3 protein-coding genes are annotated in these 3474 nt (G+C 71.0%); all 3 read right to left on the bottom strand.

Going from position 1 to position 3474, the window contains the following annotated elements:
* Nucleotides 1–41: 41 nt before the first annotated feature.
* Genes RMO85_RS16685 through RMO85_RS16675 form a run of 3 tightly spaced genes read right to left on the bottom strand, consistent with a single transcriptional unit; the run spans nucleotide 42 to nucleotide 3342 of the window.
* Nucleotides 42–665, bottom strand: a complete 624-nt coding sequence (locus RMO85_RS16685; protein WP_310529845.1) for a MadR family response regulator transcription factor — start codon at nucleotides 663–665, stop codon at nucleotides 42–44.
* A gap of 50 nt (nucleotides 666–715) precedes the next feature.
* Nucleotides 716–2161, bottom strand: coding sequence for a MadS family sensor histidine kinase (locus tag RMO85_RS16680; protein WP_310529844.1), 1446 nt, complete (start codon nucleotides 2159–2161; stop codon nucleotides 716–718).
* Entirely contained in the window at nucleotides 2158–3342 is a 1185-nt protein-coding gene (locus tag RMO85_RS16675) for an iron-containing alcohol dehydrogenase (RefSeq protein WP_310529843.1), read from the bottom strand. Before RMO85_RS16675 ends, RMO85_RS16680 begins: the two co-directional genes overlap by 4 nt.
* Nucleotides 3343–3474: the final 132 nt, after the last annotated feature.

Here is a 3474-nt window from a genome sequence, read left to right as displayed (position 1 = left end):
CACGGCGGCTGGCTGGTGATCGACAAGCGCTAGTTCGACCTCTAGATGAGTCCGAGCTTGGTCGCTTCATAGACGGCCTCGGCGCGCCGGGAGACGCCGAGCTTGCGCAGGATGTTGCCGACGTGGAACTTCGCGGTCGTCTCGGAGATGTAGAGCTTGACGCCGATGTCGCGGTTGGAGAGCCCGCGGGCCAGCAGACGCAGCACCTCGCGCTCGCGGGCGGTCAGCTGCTGGGACTCCTCAGGGTCCGGCGTGTTGAGCCCGCGCACCATCGCTGCCGCGGAGCGCGCGTCGAACGCGCTCTCGCCACGACTGATGTCGCGGATCGCCCGGACGAGTCCGGACGTGTCGACGTCCTTGAGGACATAGCCCCGCGCGCCGGCGCGGATGGCCTTCAGCACGAGCTGCTCGTCGAGGAAGGTGGTCAGCACCAGCACCCCGATGTCGGGATGGCGGCTCGTGAGCTCGGCGCAGAGGTCGAGCCCCTCGGTGTCCGACGCCGTCGACAGCTTCAGGTCGAGCAGCACGATGTGCGGCGCCGAGCGGCCGATCACGGTGAGCGCCTCGTCGGGGGTGGATGCCTCGGCGACCACGATCAGGTCGCGCTCCCGCTCGAGGATCGAGCGCAGTCCCTGCCGAACGATGGCGTGGTCGTCGACAAGCATGATCCGCACCGTTTCCACGTCATTGCCGTGCTGGGGTGGTGTCAGCGTCGTCACGAGCCGTCCTTTGTTCGGTGGTCCTTCAGGTCGGCCGGCGGCCGCGTCCCCGTCGCGACCAGGTGGTCGATGATGCCCGGCCGGTCGGGCGGTGTGAGTGGGAGCGGGATGCGCATCTCGACGCGGACTCCCCCGATGCGGGCCCGGCGGAAGGCGACACTGCCGCCCAGCTCGATCAGGCGGCTCTCGATGTTGGCGAGGCCGCGGTGCGACCCGTCGCCGGATCGACCGCGCTCCAGGCGCAGCAGCCGGCTCAGCTCCTTGGGATCGCCCCGACCGTCGTCGGCGACCGACACCAGCACCTGGTCAGGCTGGTAGCGCAGACGCACCACGGCCCGCTCCGCTCGCGCGTGTACGGCGACGTTGAACATCGCCTCGCCGACCGCTCTGGCGATCTCGTGCCCCGCCTCGGCCGGGAGCGTCACGGCCTCCCCCTCGACCCTGACCTGGACCACCAGCTGTGGTCGATGGTGGGCGGCCACCTCGCGCAGCAGCTCGGGCAACTCGACCACGGTGTCGCTCGGCGTGCGGTGCAGGGCGTAGATCGCTCGCCGCAGCTGGTCGACCGCCTGCTGCGAGAGCTCCTTGGCCGTGCCGAGTCGATGAGAGATGCCGGCGCCGGGTTCACCGAGGGACTCCGCCTCGCCTCGGGCCACCTCGACGGCCATGCCAGCCGAGAGGACGTACTGCGCCACGGAGTCGTGCAGCTCACGAGCGATCCGATGCCTCTCGGTGTCGATGAGCTCGCGCTGGTGCGCCAGCACCAGTCGGTCCTCGGCCCGCCGGAGCTCGGAGGTGCGCACCTCGAGATCCCGCTCGTGTGCGCGGGCCTCGTCGTGCAGGAGCTGGGCTCGCCGGTGCAGGGCCATGCTGGCCTGGTACTGCTCGGAGGTGTGCAGCGAGACCGCCGCCTGGTTGGCGAGGATGCGCAGCACCGACAGGTCGCCCGGCTCGGGGTCGACCGCGAGTTGGTGGAGGCCCACGAGGCAGCCGATGGGCCGCCCCTCGAGCGTCATCGGCACCCGCACCCAGCGGCCGTCGTCGTTGCTGCGCACCGCGTGTCCGGCGCGGATGGCACCCAGCTCGCGCTGCACCATCGGCGGCAGTCCGGAGTCGTCCGCGGTCGGCTGCCCGTGCGGTCCGTCGGCCGGACCCAGCACGAGGAAGCGGGGCCGGGCGCCCCTGAGGTGCCCGTCGGACAGGGCCAGCAGGGTCCACTCGGCCTGCAGGTGCTCGGCCGCCGCGCGCACCACCTCCTCCAGCAGCCCGCGAGGCCCCTCATGGGTGCGCACCAGCGCCCGCGAGATCGAGTCCATCGCGCGTACGGCGCGTTGCATCCGCTCGTCGGAGTTGACGTAGGCGCGGTAGTAGGAGCCCTTGCCGGACCTGACCCCCGTGAGGGTGGCCAGGTCCGGCGGAGGCTGCTGTGGCCGCGTCGTCACAACGCGTCCTTGAACAGCTGCTGGATCTCCGCCTCGGACGCCGTGCGCGGGTTGGTGGTCAGACACGCGTCGTCGAGTGTGGTGTGCGCCAACGTGTCGATGTCGGTGTCGGACACCCCGAGCTCGCGCAGCCCTCGAGGAACGCCCACGTCGTCGGCCAGCCGGCGGACGTGCTGGGCGAGGAGCTCGGCGGCCTCCTCGCCGGGCATGCCGTCGACGGCGATGCCCGCCGACCGGGCCAGGTCGATGAAGCGCTCCGGGCTGGCCCGGGCGTTGTACCGGATCACGTGTGGCAGCAGGACACCGTTGACCACGCCGTGCGGCGCGTCCAGCAGCCCACCGACCTGATGGCTCATGGCGTGCGTTGCGCCGAGGATCGCATTGGTGAAGGCCAGACCCGCTTGCAGGCTGGCCTGCGCCATCTTCGCCCGCGCCGTCATCTCGGCCGGCTGGGTGATCGTCGTGCGCAGGTTGCTGCAGACGAGGCCGACGGCGTTCAACGCATGGGTGTCGGCGAGCGGGTTGTGCGCCAGCGACACGAACGCCTCGATGCCGTGGGTGAGCGCGTCGAGGCCGGTGGCCGCGTTGAGGTCCTCGGGCATGGTCGTCAGCAACCGCGGGTCGGTGATGGACACGTCCGGCACCAGCGCACGGCCCATGATGGTCAGCTTCACGTGCCGGTCGGTGTCGGTGACGATGCAGAACTGCGACACGTCTGCCCCGGTGCCGGAGGTCGTGGGGATCATCAGCAGCGGCGGGATGGGTCGGGTCACCTGGTCGACACCGGCATAGTCGCGGATGTCGCCACCGTTGCCGGAGAGGATCGCGACGCCCTTGGCCGCATCGATGACCGAGCCGCCGCCGAGGGCGATGATGACGTCGCACTCCTTTTCGGCGTACAGCTCGTAGGCCCGGCGTACTTCGTGATCCTTTGGGTTGGGCGTGACGTCGGTCCACAGCACCGGCGTGAGCCCCTCGGCCCTGAGCAGGGTGAGCAGCGTCGCCAGCCAGCCCGCCTCCACGATGCCGGGGTCGGTGACCAGGAACGGCCGACGCGCGCCGAGCCGGATGGCCGCGAACCCGGCCTCACCCAGCGAGTCGGCGCCGAAGACCACCTCGGGTGCATGGAACTTGGCCAGGGCCGGCGGCGCCGGGGGGCGCGAGGGGGTCAGGGCAGACACCACAGGACCTCCTCACCCGGTTCGTTTCCACGGTAGCCCCAGGGAAGTGAGCCGGGCACCCGCTGGTGGGACGCCCTCACCCTAGGTGCCGACCGGGCGACTTCCGCCGGTCACTGTGCGGGGGCCGACCTG

Source organism: Nocardioides sp. (assembly GCF_031422975.1).
GTDB lineage: Bacteria > Actinomycetota > Actinomycetes > Propionibacteriales > Nocardioidaceae > Nocardioides.
This window is presented reverse-complemented; position numbering and strand designations above follow the sequence as displayed.